14 protein-coding genes are annotated in these 12770 nt (G+C 40.4%); 9 read left to right on the plus strand and 5 right to left on the minus strand.

The window, feature by feature from the left end:
* Nucleotides 1–407: 407 nt before the first annotated feature.
* On the plus strand, nt 408–605 hold the full coding sequence (locus tag XEN7305_RS30230; RefSeq protein WP_006507623.1) for a DUF3368 domain-containing protein: 198 nt from the start codon (nt 408–410) through the stop codon (nt 603–605).
* A gap of 269 nt (nt 606–874) precedes the next feature.
* Nucleotides 875–1117 (plus strand): hypothetical protein, encoded by a 243-nt coding sequence (locus tag XEN7305_RS01865; RefSeq protein WP_006507624.1) that lies wholly within the window; start codon nt 875–877, stop codon nt 1115–1117.
* Here the strand turns inward: XEN7305_RS01865 and XEN7305_RS01870 are convergent.
* The gene (locus tag XEN7305_RS01870) at nt 1095–2363 is read right to left on the minus strand and encodes a HEAT repeat domain-containing protein (protein ID WP_006507625.1); all 1269 of its coding nucleotides are present in this window, start codon (nt 2361–2363) and stop codon (nt 1095–1097) included. The two genes, XEN7305_RS01865 and XEN7305_RS01870, sit on opposite strands and share 23 nt — an antisense overlap.
* Before the next feature lie 207 nt (nt 2364–2570).
* Between XEN7305_RS01870 and XEN7305_RS01875 the strand changes: the two genes are divergently transcribed.
* Complete coding sequence (locus XEN7305_RS01875; protein WP_040896453.1) at nt 2571–4028, plus strand: PAS domain-containing sensor histidine kinase; 1458 nt, start codon at nt 2571–2573, stop codon at nt 4026–4028.
* A 76-nt stretch (nt 4029–4104) separates the two neighbouring features.
* Here XEN7305_RS01875 and XEN7305_RS01880 read toward each other — a convergent pair whose 3' ends face one another.
* Genes XEN7305_RS01880 through XEN7305_RS28830 form a run of 3 tightly spaced genes read right to left on the minus strand, consistent with a single transcriptional unit; the run spans nt 4105 to nt 4928 of the window.
* The gene (locus XEN7305_RS01880) at nt 4105–4458 is read right to left on the minus strand and encodes a type II toxin-antitoxin system RelE/ParE family toxin (RefSeq protein ID WP_006507627.1); all 354 of its coding nucleotides are present in this window, start codon (nt 4456–4458) and stop codon (nt 4105–4107) included.
* On the minus strand, nt 4442–4729 hold the full coding sequence (locus XEN7305_RS01885) for a type II toxin-antitoxin system Phd/YefM family antitoxin (RefSeq protein ID WP_006507628.1): 288 nt from the start codon (nt 4727–4729) through the stop codon (nt 4442–4444). The genes XEN7305_RS01880 and XEN7305_RS01885 overlap by 17 nt, the downstream gene beginning before the upstream one ends.
* A gap of 28 nt (nt 4730–4757) precedes the next feature.
* Nucleotides 4758–4928 carry a hypothetical protein gene (locus XEN7305_RS28830; protein ID WP_158500369.1) on the minus strand — a complete coding sequence of 57 codons (171 nt, stop codon included), beginning with the start codon at nt 4926–4928 and terminating at the stop codon, nt 4758–4760.
* A 206-nt stretch (nt 4929–5134) separates the two neighbouring features.
* Here XEN7305_RS28830 and ggt point away from each other — a divergent pair, with 206 nt between their 5' ends.
* The 5 genes from ggt to rplI all read left to right on the plus strand — a co-directional run bounded on the left by ggt (nt 5135) and on the right by rplI (nt 10785).
* Entirely contained in the window at nt 5135–6919 is a 1785-nt protein-coding gene (gene ggt, locus XEN7305_RS01890; RefSeq protein WP_006507629.1) for a gamma-glutamyltransferase, read from the plus strand.
* A 388-nt stretch (nt 6920–7307) separates the two neighbouring features.
* On the plus strand, nt 7308–8690 hold the full coding sequence (locus XEN7305_RS01895; protein WP_006507630.1) for an MATE family efflux transporter: 1383 nt from the start codon (nt 7308–7310) through the stop codon (nt 8688–8690).
* Between the two features lie 56 nt (nt 8691–8746).
* Nucleotides 8747–9637: a hypothetical protein gene (locus XEN7305_RS01900; protein ID WP_006507631.1), complete on the plus strand. Its 891-nt coding sequence runs from the start codon at nt 8747–8749 to the stop codon at nt 9635–9637.
* A 122-nt stretch (nt 9638–9759) separates the two neighbouring features.
* Nucleotides 9760–10137: a rhodanese-like domain-containing protein gene (locus tag XEN7305_RS01905; protein ID WP_006507632.1), complete on the plus strand. Its 378-nt coding sequence runs from the start codon at nt 9760–9762 to the stop codon at nt 10135–10137.
* Nucleotides 10138–10326: 189 nt separating this feature from the next.
* Nucleotides 10327–10785 (plus strand): 50S ribosomal protein L9, encoded by a 459-nt coding sequence (gene rplI / locus XEN7305_RS01910; RefSeq protein WP_006507633.1) that lies wholly within the window; start codon nt 10327–10329, stop codon nt 10783–10785.
* A gap of 87 nt (nt 10786–10872) precedes the next feature.
* Here rplI and XEN7305_RS01915 read toward each other — a convergent pair whose 3' ends face one another.
* A complete protein-coding gene (locus tag XEN7305_RS01915) occupies nt 10873–11070 on the minus strand; it encodes a hypothetical protein (protein WP_040896454.1) in 198 nt (65 codons plus the stop codon).
* A 151-nt stretch (nt 11071–11221) separates the two neighbouring features.
* Here XEN7305_RS01915 and XEN7305_RS01920 point away from each other — a divergent pair, with 151 nt between their 5' ends.
* A complete protein-coding gene (locus XEN7305_RS01920) occupies nt 11222–12439 on the plus strand; it encodes an ABC transporter permease (RefSeq protein WP_006507634.1) in 1218 nt (405 codons plus the stop codon).
* Nucleotides 12440–12770: the final 331 nt, after the last annotated feature.

Genomic DNA, 12770 nt, shown 5'->3' on the forward strand with positions numbered 1-12770 from the left:
CTATATATCCTAAAAGCACTGTGAAACTAAGCGCTTTGACTTCCATAAATTAGCTCACTCTTGATTTCTGACTTTTTTCTATCTTGCTGCGCTACCGTAAGCCTAGTTCTGTATCCCCTGTTACTTTCGAATTTGGAATTGCTGGGATATTAACATCTTCGAGCTTTCAATTCGCTTTCGATGTCATCTAACGGCAATACTCCTTGTTCCGTCAACCCCCTAATCTCATCATTCGCTCAATTTATTCCTTATTCCTTTCCCAAATCAGCGAACCGACAGTTAGTAATCATTGATGAAGGGGAGCATCCCACTTATGCAATTAAGTAATTATACTTATTGCCTGAAAGGCTTGTTTTTCAAGGTTTTTACACGCTTGACAAAATTCAAAAAATCAAGAGGGTGAAAAAGTGGGATGCTCCCTTGATGAAGCTTTGGGAAGAAAGATTGCTCGATCTCGCGGCTTAAGAGTAACTGGCTTACTTGGAATTCTAGATGAGGCTGCCAAACAAAATCTAGTAGATTTTCCTTCAGTAATGAATCGCCTTCAGAAGACTACATTTCGAGTCTCAGGATCATTGATTAAGTCACTCTTGAATCGTTATTAAGTTCAACCGTAAGTTTGTTGAGTTTGTCCATCCAATAAATGTCGAACATCCTTCATAAAACTGAGTTCGATGAGTACAAAATTTACTAGTTCTGAATAGGGACTTAGGGATTTGGAGATCTAGGGAAAAGCCTATTACTTCGTTGTTCAACTTGGGAAATTTAATCAAAAGGAAAATTCGTCGAACTAACTTCATAAAAAGAGATCGCATTATCACCAGAATAAATTGCAGTATAATGTAAACAGGACAATTAAATAAGAGGTAAAACCGTGGTCGAAAGACTAAAAAGTTGGGAGTCTCCCCGAAAAAGAGGACGTAACCATAAAGGCAAAGGCGGTACGGCTAGAGCCAGACAGCTAAAAAAACGAGAGAAGCTACTGAGGAAAAAGCTTCAACAAAATCAAAATATCGAAGCTAAGAAAAAGCCGAAATACCAAGAGGAGGATTTAGTTCCCCCTCTATTTTTTTGCGAAATTTCACTAAATCTAGCTAAAGTATCGACTGTGCCTTAGAGCGAAGCAATAAATCGGGATCTTCTGCTATTAACGACGCTCCTGTATTATCTCCTAATTTTTCTAATGCTAATAAAGCTGCATATTTTAAATCAAAAATAGAAGTTGTCAGCGCCTCTTTTAATAAAGGAATCGTATCGATCGCACCCAATTCCCCCAGAGCCAGTGCTGCTGCTGCCCGAGATTTTTGAAATTGCGGTTGCGTATTTTGTAAGGCTTCAATGATAACTTCTTTCCCAGGTTGATATTTAAGCCAACCCAAGATTTTGACTATATGATAATGCGCACCATAATCACTGCGGCCTTCTTGATGGTAATTGGCGATTAAGGCTTCAGGAGCTGTTGTTGAATGTTCTTGTAAGATCGTGTAAGTTCCCAAATAACAACGTCCAAAGTCGGTTTGATAGAGTTCTCGTAATAAAAATTCCCAAGCAGGGTTTTGATCATATTCGTGAACCATTTCCAAGTCTTGAGGGCGATCGCGGATTACAGTGTCTAAATAAGGCTCGACCTCTGCAAAAGTCATATTTCCCGAGGCGATCGCGCTTTGAGCTAATAATCGCAATCCTCTGAGGCGAAAAGCTACAGAGACAGGAGCTTTGGTAAGAGCAGGAATTGCTTGATAATAGTTGGCATCGATTAAATCTTGAATCGATAATCTGCGAGCATTAACATTTGTATGCTGCAAAAATGCGACTACTTTGTTCATCTCACTATAGTCTTGGGTTAAACGAGCTACAGTGGTGATCGCGGAGCTTGCGATCGTTTCATCTTCCGAGTCACGAAATGGTTTAATTGTTTCTAATGCTGGCTGATATTGGAATTTGGCTAGGGTTTGAATAATCAAACGATAGCTTTGTCCTGGCCTATCCAATAAATTCGCGATCGCAGATAGGACCTCATCATCTTCTGTCCCAATTTGACCAATTGCCCAAACCGCATTTTCTACCGTATAGTTATCCTCATCTTCGAGGCATTTTTGAATGATTGGCAAAGCCTCTTTAGCGTTTAACCGCCCCAAACTTTCGACTGCTTTGCGTCGGGCAATTCGATGAAACATATCTGGATTGGTATCTTCTATCGTTTCAATCAGTGCGTTGATACTTCTTTCGGTGGGAAAGTTTATGAGATGGGATGCAGCGACGTAGCGTTCGGATTTATCTTTTAATTCTTCTAGGGGTTTCTTCAACAAAGCGATCGCATGATCCTCTGTCAAGTTAAACATATTAGCAAATCTATTATCCATTTTTTGAGTTAAAAGCTATTCGTTACGAAAATACGGCATAGGTCGTAACTATTAGTCTATCGGCTTGTCGTATATAGTTGATCATAAATTTACAATGATAAATCAGCATAACAACAATGATTAATTAGGATAACAATATATTGCGGTGTGGTTTCGCACTTACCCATTACTCACTACCCGATTGCCCATTACTCCTTTCCCTGTTCCGTGAACCAAATACATATAGTTAATAATCAAGAATATGTGATTATTGATCGCAACTTCCAAATCATAGACTCCTCAACTGCGGTGTCAAAATATGCTGCTCTCCCAGAGAAAATAAAACCAGGCCAAGATATTCGTCTGAGCTTTCCAGAGCTTATCGGCTTAGAAGCAACTTGCGAGTTGATCTATAACCAACAGCAAGACAACTTTACTTTAAAGGCGATCGCCAGAAACCAAGCAGATAATCAGGTAATTTACTTTGATATTTATCTAGAAAAAATTGAAAATTATCTAGTTTTACTCTGCAAAGATGTCACCGAATTGATGGTACTCAAGCAGTCTTTGATGCAAAAAGTAAACGAAGCAGAATTAGCCCTAAGTTCTCTCAAAAGATTTGAAAACTGCACCAATAGAATTATCGGTTCTATGGGAGAGCTACTAATTATAACCAACGCTTCGGGAATTATTGAGCGAGTCAACAGAGCCGCCAAAACAATTTTGGGTTATGGCAAATCCGATTTTGTTGGTAATCATTTGAGTTTTGTAGTTAATGATCCCAAGTTTGATTTTACGCAGATTTATCGTTCTCTACTAAAAGAAAATAATACACTTGTAAAATACGAATTTACCTGCGAAAAGGCTCAAGGAGAATTAGTCGAAATTGAATTTAATTGTTTCGTAGTCCCCACAGAGGTTAAAGACGTGCTCAATTGCGTTTATATTGGTCGCGATATTACAATTCGTAAGCAAGCGGAAGCCGAAATTCGTCAAGCATTAGAAAAAGAGAAAGAGCTAACTCAGCTAAAATCTCGTTTCATTTCGATGGCTTCCCATGAATTTCGTAATCCCCTGAGTAGTATTCTAATCAGTGCTGATGCCTTAGCAGATTCCCAAAATAATATTTCCACAGAAGATTTTAATTTTTATGTGAAATTCATCCAGAAAGCTGCTCTTAATATGAATTCTTTGTTAGAAGATGTTTTGTTGATTAGCAGACAAGAAGCTGGCAAACAATCTTTTAAGCCTGAAAAATTCAATTTAGCAGAGTTTTCACAACAAATAATTCACGAAATTTCTTTGACATATCCTGACAGAAAGGTTGATTTAACACTTGAAGGTGACTTGTCTAATTTTTCCGGTGATGAAAAGCTTCTCTGGCATATTCTCACTAATATTTTATGCAATGCTCTGAAATATTCGCCGACCAAAAGCATCGTAGATTTCACAATATCTCAAAGCAAAGACCAGGTTATCATCGAGATTCGCGATCGCGGTATTGGTATTTCTCCAGAAACGCAAAAACATATCTTCGAATCCTTTTATCGAGGAAATAATGTAAACGATATTCCTGGCAGCGGCCTGGGTTTAGCGATCGTCAAAAGAGCAGTTGATTTACACCAAGGTCAGATTATAATCACTAGTGAGCCCAATCTAGGCAGTACAGTTAAGGTTATCCTATAAGAATTGATCTCGTTTCATATCCACAATTGCTCGAATTGCGACAGCGCAAAATACAAGATAAAGCAATGACGGTGTTTTAACTTTCTGTTTCATGATCACCCAAAAGTTGCTCTATACTTTGGAGCCTTTGTTGAGAACCACGGCGGACGCGATGAATACGGACAATTCCTTCCTGTTCCTCGACGCCTTCACTCACAGTAAATAAAATATGGAATTGCTTTTTATACAGAAGTTGACGAACTTCTATTTCCAGATACTTACTTTCGATAGCCAGTGAGCAACGCCTGGGAAAATTTTCTAGAGTCAACATAATTTCATAACATTCTCTTACCCAGCGATAAGCTCTTTCTGGGGAATCCTCTCTTATCCAAAGAAAAATACTTTCTATATCTGCCACCGCAGTAGGAGAGATTTCAATCTGGTAGGTCATATTTTGCTTGAAGCTGCTTCCAGGCTTCCTTTAAAGCCATCCCTTGCCCTTGATCGAACTCCTCAATACTCTTGCGGATACCGACAATAGACTCAAGCAACTCCATCCTCTCAATAAGCTGCTGATAACTTTCAGCATCCTGAACAACTGCGGCAGCTTTGCCATTCACAGTAAGAACCATTGGTGCTTTCGTTTCTTTTAGCCTTGCGAGAAAAGCTTTAGCACCTCTTTGAAATTCTGAAAGAGGATGAATGTCACTTAAACTAAGCATTATATTTTTAATAAATTATTTGATAATTTCATGTTAAAAGTTTGAAACTATTTTGTCGAGAATAATCGCTAACACTTGATCTCGTTTCATAATTTAGAATTATTCGAAATACGATACGATCGCTATTTTGACGAATCTCCAAAGCATGACGCGATCGCGCAAAGTGAGGTGCCACGCGATCGCTTAGCAAAGTAATCACGACACAAAAATAATACTTTATGGCAATCGCAAAATCTCGACCTCTTTGATTTAGATCAACAATATAGTCCCAACTTCGCTAATCGCTAACAGAGGTTAATCTTTAGACTATGTTGAAGTTATTTTGCCAATCAAATCAAAGAACGACTACACTGCCTGATTAGTGATAAGCTAGCGAATCGAAAAGACAATTTCTCGGTGGTTCCCATGGCCAGAAAAAAACCCAGATATAAATTATTCCTGTTGAGCATAGGAGTAATTCTCGGAATTGGCGTTTTTAGTAGTTTCAATTTATTTCCTAGTCAAATTACTAATTGGTGGGAATGTCTCTCGTCTCCCCTTAGGGTTTGCCAAGTAGCTAATGCTGAATCCACCGAAATAAAAGCATCTGGCTATAATGGCGCGGTTGTTTCAACTCAGAAAGAAGCTTCTCAAATTGGATTAGAAGTCCTCACGACAGGAGGCAATGCGATCGATGCCGCTGTAGCTATTGGTTATGCCTTGGCCGTTAGTGATCCTTGTTGTGGAAATATTGGTGGTGGTGGTTTTATGCTGATTCATCTAGCAGATGGCACCGAGACTTTTATTAATTTTCGCGAAACTGCACCCTTAGCTGCCACCGCGGATATGTATCTTGATCCCAAGGGTGAAATCGTTAAAGGATTGAGCACAAAAGGTTATTTAGCTGTCGGTGTTCCTGGAACGGTTAAAGGATTGAATTACGCTTTGGCTAAATATGGAACTTGGGATTTAGAAAAGATTATTACACCTGCGATCGCACTGGCCGAAAAAGGTTTTGTCCTCCAGCAAGGAGATATCGATATTTTCCAAGCGGGCAAGCGGAGATTATTAGAACCCAATGTTGCCGAAATATTTCTCAAAGGAAATGATCAAGTTTATCAAGCAGGAGATATTCTGGTTCAGTCCGATTTAGCCGAGAGCCTCAAACTAATTGCCCAAGAGGGTAACGACGCTTTTTATCAAGGTTCAATCGCGCAAAAAATTGTAACTGCCAGTAATAAGAATCAAGGAATTCTCAGTCTGGAAGATTTTGCCAATTATCAAGTTAGTGAATACGCCCCTGTAAGTTGCAATTATCGAGGATATCAAGTAACTTCTTCACCTCCTCCTGGAGGGGGAACAACTCTATGTCAGATGTTGAATATTCTATCTGGTTACGATTTGCAGAATTTGGGCTGGAAAACGCCCCAGAGTTTGCATCCGATTTTATCTTCTATGTTGCTAGCTTTTAGCGATCGCAATCAGTTTTTGGGAGATCCTGATTTTGTCGATAATCCTCTAGAAAAACTTTTATCTTCTGCTCATGCGAATTTTCTAAGAGCGAAAATTCCTGAAGATAAAGCGATCGCACCCGAATCAGTTTATCCAGCGCTAGAACCGGAAGGAACAAACACGACCCATTATTCCGTAATCGATAAACAGGGCAATGCTGTAGCCGTTACCTACACCATCAATTCTTATTTTGGTGCGGGAGTAATTGCTCCAGGCACAGGTTTTCTCCTCAACAATGAAATGGATGATTTTACGAGCAAGCCAGGAAAACCAAATCAATTCGGTTTGCGACAAGGAGCAACTAATAAAATCGAGCCTGGTAAACGACCCCTAAGTTCCATGTCTCCCACCATAGTGACAAAAGATAATCGGGTGGTTTTAGTGACAGGAAGCCCTGGGGGCTCGACTATTCCGACCACTGTGTTGCAGGTAATTACCAACGCGATCGATTACGAAAAGGATATCAGCACAGCCGTTAATAGTCCTCGTTTCCATTATCAAGGTCTTCCCGATCGCATTATTGCTGAGCCTGAGGCAATTTCTGCTGAGGTTATCCAAGATTTAGAATTACGAGGCTATACCGTCAAATCTTTTATTCGTTACGGTGCAGCAGAATCAATTGCCATTGATCTCGATACAGGTTTAATCGAAGCAGTCAATGACAGTCGAAAATCGGCGGGTCAAGCTTTGGCTTACTAATAGGGAACAGGGAACAGGGAACAGAAAAGCTCCTAGTCTCTGAGTCAAGTTATTGCAGTATTTTTTCATATAAAGTTACAATACTTTACATACACGACTTGGCAGTTTATGGTCTAGTCAGGACTGGTATTCGGTTTTAGGTTGTAGGTTTTAGGTTCAAAAGAGTCATCTTTTGATTTAGACCCGAGGATACTTTAGAGATAAAGCATTTTTATGTCTATCACTGCTGAATTTATAGTTTTTCGGGATTCCCCTAATACCTAACACCCAACACCTAAAACCTTTCCTCGCGATTAACTTAAATTTTGCTAAGTCGAATAATATAACACTTCACCATAAAAATTTAAGCGCTCCTAGCGCCACTGCAAAAACTAATTAAGCAAACCCAATGAAGTCCCAACTCACCGAAGGTAAAGTTTCAACTCAACTACTCAAGCTATCGTTGCCAATGGTCTGGGGCGTTTTATCAGTATTAGCTTTTAGTCTTGCGGATACCTATTTCGTGGCGCAACTAGGAACTCAAGAACTAGCAGCAATCAGTTTTACTTTTCCCGTGGTTAGCGTTTTATCAAGCATTGCTATGGGTTTAGGGACAGGTGTTTCTTCTGTTGTGGCCAGAGTGATTGGTCAAGGAGATCGTCTGCGAGTTCAGCGGTTGACCACAGATAGTCTTCTGTTATCTATAGCCGTGGTCGGGATTCTCTCTTCTCTCGGTTTAATGACAATAGATCCCTTATTTTCGAACCTCGGAGCACAACCTGAACTGCTGCCTTTAATTCGGGACTACATGAGCATTTGGTATTTAGGGATGGTTTTTCTCGTTGTACCTTTAGTTGGCAATAGTGCATTACGAGCCTGTGGCAACACGGTTGTTCCCAGTCTTATTATGACGTTGGCCGCTGCAATTAATATATTAGTTGACCCGATACTCATCTTTGGGTGGGGGCCTGTTCCTGCTTTAGGACTCCAGGGAGCTGCGATCGCAACAGTATTTTCTCGTATTGGCATCTTGGCTGCTTCTCTAGGGTTTCTTCACTTTCGAGAGAGATTGCTACTCTTTACCCTGCCTAGCCTGAACGTCCTAATCACAAGCTGGCGCAGTTTGATGTCTGTCGGGTTACCCGCGGTGGCAACCAACTTAATTTCTCCTCTATCTGTAAGTTTTGCTACCAGCTTGATGGCACAGTATGGAACCGAAGCCGTTGCCGGTTTTGGTTTAGCATCACGGCTCGAAGCAATGGCTCTGATTGTACCTTTGGCGATTTCTGCTAGTATTGGCCCTTTTGTGGGTCAAAATTGGGGTGCTCAAAAATACGGAAGAGTCAGGCGATCGCTGGAACTCAGCTTCTTCTTTTGTTTAGTTTGGGGTGGATTGATCACTGTTTTATTAGGAACAACCGCACCTGAGATTGCAGCTTTGTTCGATAACGATTCTGAGGTTGTAAGAAGTGCCAGTATTTATCTGACCCTTGTACCCATTAGTTATGGTGCATTGGGAATTGTCTTTACTGCCAGTTCTGCTTTGAACGGTCTAGGTAAACCATTATTAGCTTTGGGAATGTCTCTTTTCAGACTGCTGCTGTTATATATTCCTCTAGCTTATTTGGGCAGTCAATTATTCGGCATTTTCGGTATTTTCGGCGCAACTTGTTTGTCTAATCTGCTAGTGGGACTCTGGGCCTGGTTCTGGCATTCTCGCCAAAGTTATCTGGATTCGGAAATTGTATCGGAGCAATCTCCTCCTCTGCCAAAAGTTGTTCTTCATGAGTAAGGAGTAATCCCTTAGTTCTTAAGGCTTTACCTATTAACTATTACCTATTACTTAGAATGTTATTACCTCGAAATAAGCCGTTCGCGATCGCGCAGTGGTTCTACCAACGTTTCTTAGAAATATTCATCTACCCTAGCATCTGGACTGCTGCTGGAGTGGCCTCTCTAGCTTACTTTGTGCAAACAACTCTTGGACTGCCTCACAACTGGCGGGCAATAGCCCTCATTTTTACAACTGCACTGCTTTTTTACAATCTAGATCGTCTTTTAGATTCCTACAATCAACCAATTCCCGACCCCAAGGCTCAATCTTATACTCTTCAACCTAGTTTTAAGCTTTTTGTCTTGGTTACAGCATTAGCCGTAGGACTACTACTATATCAAGCTCCCACTCAAGTTCAACTTGTTAGTTGTGGCGGACTCTTCCCTCTAATTTACGGGATGCCTCTAGTGCCCTGGGCCGGAGATCAAGATTGGCGATGGTACCGTCTCAAAGACATTCCTGGTTCTAAAGCTTGGATTGTTTCCGGAATTGTTACCTATGGGTTAGTTGCTGTTCCGATAGCTTATGCCGATATTATGTTTGGTCGATCAGTATTACTAACTACTCTATTTCTACTAATTTTTACAGGTACTAACTCCCATCTATTTGATGTTCGCGATCTCGAATCTGATCAGGATAAAGGAGTATCCACTTTAGCTCTAATTGTTGGAGTGACAGGAAATCGGCTCATCTGGACTAGTCTTAATCTCTGCTTGTTAGTGTTTCTGAGCTATTTTTGGGCAAAAGGATTAAACACTCCTGCATTGGAAGTAATCTTGCCTACACTAGCAGTTAATTTAATTTTTATTTGGACTTTAAGTCCCAACACTCCAAGGAATATTTACAACATTGGCTTGGATGGCTGTTTGTTTTTGCCAATTTTCCTAATGAAAATATTAATTTAGTATTAGTACGCCCATCAAAAGTGAAGATATGTCAGGCATTCTTCACAAAACTACATTTTATCTTAAAAAATCGTTACAATACAGAAAATAAGTTGAACTAACTAATCCTATTAAAAAAAATCATGAGTAATTTTCTTAATTTGATCCCCATCCCTGCACCATTAAAGTCTCAGTCTCGCGCTTATGACTTGAAAGAACGCCTCGACTGGGGAGAACCAGCTCTGACTATTATCGATGTCAGAACCAGAGAGGCGTTTAACGTTAGCCATATTACAGGAGCAGTTTCCCTGCCAATGGACGAATTAGTTGATCGCGCTTTGTCTAATTTTGAATTAATTCGTGATATCTATGTTTATGGCTCGACTAATGAGGAGACTGCTTTAGCGGTGGCTAAACTTCGTGAAGCTGGATACCAAAATCTGTCTGAACTTATAGGTGGCTTAGCTGGATGGAAGGCAGTTGGCTATCCCATCGAAGGGAACTCTGCAATAGTTGCCTAGATTTTTAATGGACTTGTGTTGACTCTTATTCGACACAAGTCTATATCTTATGGATTATGTCAAAAGCTCTCCTTTAGAAAATGTCTATGAGATGATATTTCAATCTTGATTGCAAACTGATAGAATTAGAAGTTCTGGATACTAAAAATATAGCGAGAGTATTATAAATAGATACCCATAGGAGAAGATATGGCAAAGCGTGTTCCTGTAGTTTTAAATGAAAGCATTTCTAAATTGGGCAAAAATGGTGACTTGGTAGAAGTCGCTCCTGGGTTTGCCCGAAATTATTTACTACCTAAAGGCTTAGCAAATATTGCTACCCCAGGAATCATCAAACAGGTTGAACAACGAAGAGAAAAAGAAAGACTACGTAAATTAGCAGAAAAACAAGAGGCTGAAGATAGAAAAACCGCACTCAAAACCATTGGACGCTTGGTCATTCGTAAGCAGGTCGGAGAGGCTAATGCTATTTTTGGTACAGTAACAGCTCAAGAAGTGGCAGATCTAATCAAAGAAAAAGCCATGTTGGATGTGGATAAAAGAGGTATTGACGTCCCAGATATTAGTATTACTGGAGATTATCAGGTTGAAGTTAAGCTTCATCCCGAAGTGACTGCTACTGTAGACATCGAAGTTGCTGCTTTGTAGTATTTGTTTAATTTAAGGATTGGGAATTGACTCTTTGGCATGAGAAGGATGTATTAGATTCTATTCTTGCCACAAACCTTCCCTTCCTTAAAACAGAGATTTTTTTTCTGCGGGGTAAGAATTGCTATATAAATTGATAATTTTGTTTTCTTCTTTCTCGATCCTAATTTCCCGCACTTGATTCGTATTTTCTGAGCTGGCATTTTGCAGAACGATTACGGCGATGAGCAACATGAAGGCCGTAATTAATCTATTAGCAACATTAATAATCTGTTTCGGTTTCAACGTCTGCTCCTCACATCACTTCCACATTTCCTATAATCATGGGATACACAGGTGAAATATTCGATAATATTCCAGTTGGTAAACCGTCACAGGCTAAGGCTTTCCCAGAATTTTAACTAGCGCAAACATTACGGATGGGGGGTTAATCTTTATGATTTTTTTAGAAAGCTTCAAAATGGCAGTTACAACTTTAGCTGCTAACAAAATGCGTAGTAGTCTAACAATGCTAGGGATTGTGATCGGAAATGCTTCTGTTATTGGGATGGTAGGAATTGGGCAGGGCGCTCAAAAATTAGCGCAGCAGCAGTTTGAATCCTTAGGGCCGAATGTCTTGTTTGTTGTGCCTGGGTCTGAAGAAGGCCGACGTACCAGTTTTGAGTTACCCAAAACTTTAGTTCTCAAAGATGCCGAGGCGATCGCAACCCAAGTGCCAACGGTGACAGAAGTAGCACCGCAAATTAATTCTAATCGCCTGATTACCTATCGAGATCGCAACTCTAGCGAGTTGATCGTAGGTGCTACCCCAGAGTTTTTGACGGTGAGAAGTTTTGCGGTGACCACGGGAAGATTTATTACCAATATTGATCTGCAACGTAATCAAAGAGTTGCGGTTTTAGGCCCTGAGATTGCTACTAAATTATTTCCCCAACAAGAGCCGATTGGCAAACAAATTCGGATTAAAGATATTAGTTTTGAAGTCATTGGGGTAATGGAGGCCAAGGGATCTTTTCTGGGGACAAACCAAGATACGAATGTTTATATTCCCCTGACAACGATGGCCAACCAGATCGTGGGCAATGATTCGCCCTATGGGACAGCGGTCAGTTTTATTGCTATCACTGCTCGCAATCAAAATAGTATCCGAGCGGCCAAATTTCAAATTGAAAATCTTTTACGTCTGCGTCATAAGATTATTGGCAAAGATGATTTTACGGTACGAACCCAAAAAGATATCCTTGATGTGATTGGCACAGTGACCAATGGCTTGACTGTTCTTTTAGCTGCGATCGCAGGGATTTCCCTCTTGGTAGGAGGGATTGGCGTCATGAATATCATGTTGGTTTCGGTTACCGAACGCACCCAAGAAATTGGTTTACGCAAAGCAGTCGGCGCAAAATCAGGAGAGATTTTGCAACAGTTTTTGATTGAAGCAACAATTTTATCTGTCCTTGGCGGCGCGATCGGTACGGGGGTGGGGGTTGCCACCATTCTGGTTGTGGGCCTAATTTCTCCTTTGTCGGCGACAATTTCTCCTCTAGCCATTATTGTTGCCGTAACAGTGTCTGGGGCGATCGGTTTATTCTTTGGTGTGATTCCGGCTAGAACTGCGGCCAAGCTCGACCCGATAGTTGCGCTGAGAACAGCTTAGTTACGCAATTAAGGAAGCCAATATAAGGGGACAGATTTAGGATCGTAATATTTTAACTTTTTTTGTAGCTCCTAAATAACCTTGGTTTCTCCTATCATCTGAGATCGCATTTAAATTATTAACCGTCAACAAAAACACTGGGAATCCTTGATTAGCGTTGCTTATAGACAGCATCAAAAATATTTTTGTCAATTTTTCTTTACAATTCTTAAAATTACTGTTACATTATTTAACATAGACAAGTAACAACGCAGAGGTAACGCCCTATGTACACTACTCAACTCGACAACGGAACTCTTAACAACTATGCTGTTGAGCCCAAGATGACCTA

The sequence above is a fragment of the Xenococcus sp. PCC 7305 genome, from assembly GCF_000332055.1.
Taxonomy (GTDB): Bacteria; Cyanobacteriota; Cyanobacteriia; order Cyanobacteriales; family Xenococcaceae; genus Xenococcus.

Coding starts and splice junctions, on each gene's coding strand:
- rplI (WP_006507633.1), top strand. CDS start 10,327: ATGGCAAAGCGTGTTCCTGTAGTTTTAAATGAAAGCATTTCTAAATTG.
- ggt (WP_006507629.1), top strand. CDS start 5,135: ATGGCCAGAAAAAAACCCAGATATAAATTATTCCTGTTGAGCATAGGA.
- XEN7305_RS01870 (WP_006507625.1), bottom strand. CDS start 2,363: ATGGATAATAGATTTGCTAATATGTTTAACTTGACAGAGGATCATGCG.
- XEN7305_RS01885 (WP_006507628.1), bottom strand. CDS start 4,729: ATGCTTAGTTTAAGTGACATTCATCCTCTTTCAGAATTTCAAAGAGGT.
- XEN7305_RS01900 (WP_006507631.1), top strand. CDS start 8,747: ATGTTATTACCTCGAAATAAGCCGTTCGCGATCGCGCAGTGGTTCTAC.
- XEN7305_RS01880 (WP_006507627.1), bottom strand. CDS start 4,458: ATGACCTACCAGATTGAAATCTCTCCTACTGCGGTGGCAGATATAGAA.
- XEN7305_RS01905 (WP_006507632.1), top strand. CDS start 9,760: ATGAGTAATTTTCTTAATTTGATCCCCATCCCTGCACCATTAAAGTCT.
- XEN7305_RS01920 (WP_006507634.1), top strand. CDS start 11,222: ATGATTTTTTTAGAAAGCTTCAAAATGGCAGTTACAACTTTAGCTGCT.
- XEN7305_RS01895 (WP_006507630.1), top strand. CDS start 7,308: ATGAAGTCCCAACTCACCGAAGGTAAAGTTTCAACTCAACTACTCAAG.